This window comes from Streptomyces sp. UNOC14_S4, assembly GCF_020740835.1.
Lineage (GTDB): Bacteria > Actinomycetota > Actinomycetes > Streptomycetales > Streptomycetaceae > Streptomyces.
In genome coordinates, this window is the sequence record NZ_JAINFC010000662.1 from 1 (window position 1) to 3,479 (window position 3,479).

At 75.3% G+C, this 3,479-nt stretch carries 4 protein-coding genes; all 4 read left to right on the forward strand.

Features of this window, described 5'->3' with window-relative positions; genetic code table 11:
- Nucleotides 1-141 precede the first annotated feature (141 nt).
- Entirely contained in the window at nucleotides 142-621 is a 480-nt protein-coding gene (locus K6I34_RS33880) for a hypothetical protein (RefSeq protein WP_229331877.1), read from the forward strand.
- 5 nt (nucleotides 622-626) lie between these two features.
- Nucleotides 627-1,418 carry a TIGR04222 domain-containing membrane protein gene (locus K6I34_RS33885; RefSeq protein ID WP_229331878.1) on the forward strand — a complete coding sequence of 264 codons (792 nt, stop codon included), beginning with the start codon at nucleotides 627-629 and terminating at the stop codon, nucleotides 1,416-1,418.
- 24 nt (nucleotides 1,419-1,442) lie between these two features.
- Nucleotides 1,443-2,111, forward strand: coding sequence for an alpha-ketoglutarate-dependent dioxygenase AlkB (locus K6I34_RS33890; RefSeq protein WP_229331879.1), 669 nt, complete (start codon nucleotides 1,443-1,445; stop codon nucleotides 2,109-2,111).
- A gap of 249 nt (nucleotides 2,112-2,360) precedes the next feature.
- Nucleotides 2,361-3,479, forward strand: a 1,119-nt coding sequence (locus K6I34_RS33895; protein ID WP_229331880.1) for an MBL fold metallo-hydrolase, incomplete at its 3' end; no start/stop codon positions are given.

The following is a 3,479-nucleotide window of genomic DNA, read 5'->3' on the forward strand; positions in this document are numbered from 1 at the left end:
CCCTGGATCTGCTCGACGAGCTGTGCACCCGGTCCGTACCGCCGGGCGTCCTGCTGGAGCGCGACGCGGACTTCCCGGCCGCCGGTGAGCTCGGCGCGGAACTCGCCGCCGTCCGCGCGGTGGTGCGGCGGAACGGCCACCATGGCTGACCCCGATCCGCGGCAGCGGGCCCGGCGGCGTCTCGCCCGGGACCAGGCCGCCCTGCTGGCCGCGCTCGTCGCGGGCGGCCCGGTGCCGCGGGGCTTCGACCCGGAACGGCTGGAGGTGCAGCGCAAGGCCCTGCTGGCGAAGCGCGCCGAAGGTCTCGTCCGGGCAGCGCCCGAACTCGCCCTGATCCTGGGGCGGGAGTTCCCCGGCCTCTTCCACGCCTACGCGCGGACCCGGCCCCTCGCCGCGGGCCCCCGCCGCGACGCGCTGGACTTCGTCGGCCACCTGCTGGCCACGGGCGTGCCGCGCGACCCCCGGTGCCGCGACATCCTGACCGACTGGCAGACCGTCATGGGCACGCCCTCACCTCGCGCACCCCGTGACACTCGCGGAAGCCGCCGCCCCGCCGCCGTACGGATCTTCCGTTTCCTCGCTTCCCTCCGCACGGCGTCGCGCTCCGCGAAAGGCATCTGACCGGCATGACCACCGCCTGGGTACGCGCACTCGCACTCGCCGTCGCTCTCGTCGCCGTCGCCTTCCCCACGGGTCTCCTGGTCCTCGTCCGCCGCAGGGCGACGGCCGCCACCGCGGGCGGGGCACCGGGCCCGCTGGAGCTCGCCCGGCTCGCGGGCGGGCCGCAGCGGGTCGTGGAGACCGTGATCACCCTGATGTACGACGACGGACGGATCAGGGTGACGACCGACGGTCTGATCAAGGTGCTGAGCCCCGTCACCTACGACGCGGTCGAACGCGCCCTGCTGGCCTGTTGCGGGGACCGCTGGCACTGCACCATCGGCGCGGCACGGACCAAGGTGGAGCACGCGGCGGCCCTGAGCGACCTCGAATCGGCGCTGGTGGCGAAGGGCCTGCTGGCCCCGGCCGAGCCGGATCCCCCGGTGCGCCGCGCCGAACGGCGGCACACGGCCGCGCTGACGGCCGCCGCCTTCCTCGCGCTGGCCGGGTCCCTCGCGCCGGGCAGCCGCACGGTGCCGTTCGCGCTGCTCGCGTGCGTCGCCTGTGGTGTCGCGGTGCGGCTGGTGACCAGGGTGCCTTGGTCACGGCCCACCCGGGCGGGCCGACGGGCCCTCCGCGCCGCGCACCCGAAGGGGCTCGCCGGCGCGGTCGCCCTCGACGGCCCGGCCGCCCTCCCGAAGGGACTCCTGCGCGAACAGCTCCTCCGCACCGCACCCCAGCCGCCGCGGCGCCCCTCGGCCACGGACGGCGGGTACGGCTCCTGCGGCGCCTGCTGCGACCCGGGCCACCTCCCCTGAGCCGACGGTCATTACCCTGGCCGCATGGACGACCAGCTCTTCCCCCGGGAGCGGGCCGTTGTCACCGAAGGCGCCGTGCACGTCCCCGACTGGCTCGACCCCGCCGCCCAGACACGGCTGCTCGCCGCCTGCCGCACCTGGGCCAGGCCCCCGGCGGGGCTGCGTACCGTCCACATGCCCGGCGGTGCCCCGATGTCCGTCCGTACCGTATGCCTCGGCCGGCACTGGTTCCCCTACGGTTACGCCCGTACCGTCGTGGACGGCGACGGCGCGCCCGTCAAGCCGTTCCCCGCCTGGCTGGGCGAGCTCGCGCGGGCCGCCGTGGCCGACGCGTACGGCACGGAACCCGCCGGTCTGCCGCCGTACGACATCGCCCTCGTCAATTTCTACGGACCCGACGCCCGCGCCCGGATGGGCATGCACCAGGACCGCGAGGAGAAGTCCGACGCGCCGGTCGTCTCGCTCAGCCTGGGCGACAGCTGCGTCTTCCGGTTCGGCAACACGAGCGGCCGCAACCGGCCGTGGACGGACGTCGAGCTGCGCAGCGGCGACCTCTTCGTCTTCGGCGGGCCCGCGCGCATGGCCTTCCACGGCGTGCCCCGTACGCACCCGGGCAGCGCGCCCGCCGCGCTCGGCCTGTCCGGGCGGCTGAACATCACGCTCCGGGCCGGTGGGTTCCAGGGCCCGGACTGATGTGGCATGCGCATGAAAATCGGGGTGCGCCGCGGGCCGCGAGGCTGCACAGTGGGCCACGGGGACGGCTGTCCGTCGCCGCCGTCCGGACCGTGGACACGGGGGTGGGTCCGGGCGGCGGCACGCGGAGTTCGCGCGGGCGCGGCCGGGCCGTGGGCGGGGGGCCACCGGCCCGCCGCCACGAAGGACGGATAATGGCATGACCTGCCCACTCGCCCGGGCCGCGGCCCGGCCGTCCCTGGAGGTGCCGTGACCGGCTTCCGTCCGAAAAGCTCACCGCTCGACGCCCTGCGCCCGGCCGCGTTCGGCGCGGATCCCTCGGGCGAGCGGATGGAGCGCATCAGGCGGTCGCCGAACTTCGCCGACGGCGTCTTCACCAACCCCGTGGCGGCGGACCGCACCCCGTCCGGCTCCCTGCTGAAGTTCCTGCCCACATACTTCCGCAAGGAGGGGCGGGCCCGCCGCACCCCCATCGGCGCCGTGCCCGTCCACCCCACGACCGTCGCCGAACTCGCCGCGCCCGCGGCCTCCGGGCTGCGGCTGACGTGGATGGGCCACTCCAGCGTGCTGGCGGAGATCGACGGCCACCGGGTGCTCTTCGACCCGGTGTGGTCGCAGCGCTGCTCGCCGTTCGCCTTCGCGGGCCCGAAGCGGCTGCACCCCGTGCCCGTACCGCTGTCCGAGGTCGTGCCGGTCGACGTCGTGGTGATCTCCCACGACCACTACGACCACCTGGACATGCCCACGGTCAGAGCGCTGGCCCGCGCGGGCAGCCGGTTCGCCGTGCCGCTGGGCGTCGGCGCCCACCTGGAGCACTGGGGCGTACGGGCCGACCGGATCACCGAGCTCGACTGGCACGAGTCCACCATCGTGGGCGACCTCACCCTCACCGCCACCCCCGCCCGCCACTTCTGCGGCAGGGCGCTGCGCAACACCCAGCACACCCTCTGGGCCTCCTGGGTGGTCGCCGGGCCCGAGCACCGGATCTTCCACAGCGGTGACACCGGGTACTTCCCGGGCTTCACGGACATCGGCGCCCAGTACGGTCCGTTCGACGCCACGATGGTGCAGATCGGCGCCTACAGCGAATTCTGGCCCGATATCCATATGACCCCCGAGGAGGGCATGCGGGCCCACGTCGACCTCCAGGGCGAGGCCGCGCGCGGGATCATGCTGCCGATCCACTGGGGCACCTTCAATCTCGCCCCGCACCCGTGGGAGGAGCCGGTCGAGGGCACGGTCGCCGCGGCGGAGCGGTACGGGGCGCGGGTCGCCGCGCCCCGCCCGGGCCAGCCCTTCGAGCCGGGGCCGGGTCTCCCGCTCGACCCCTGGTGGCGGGCCGTCGCCCACGCGCCGGTGGTGACGGCC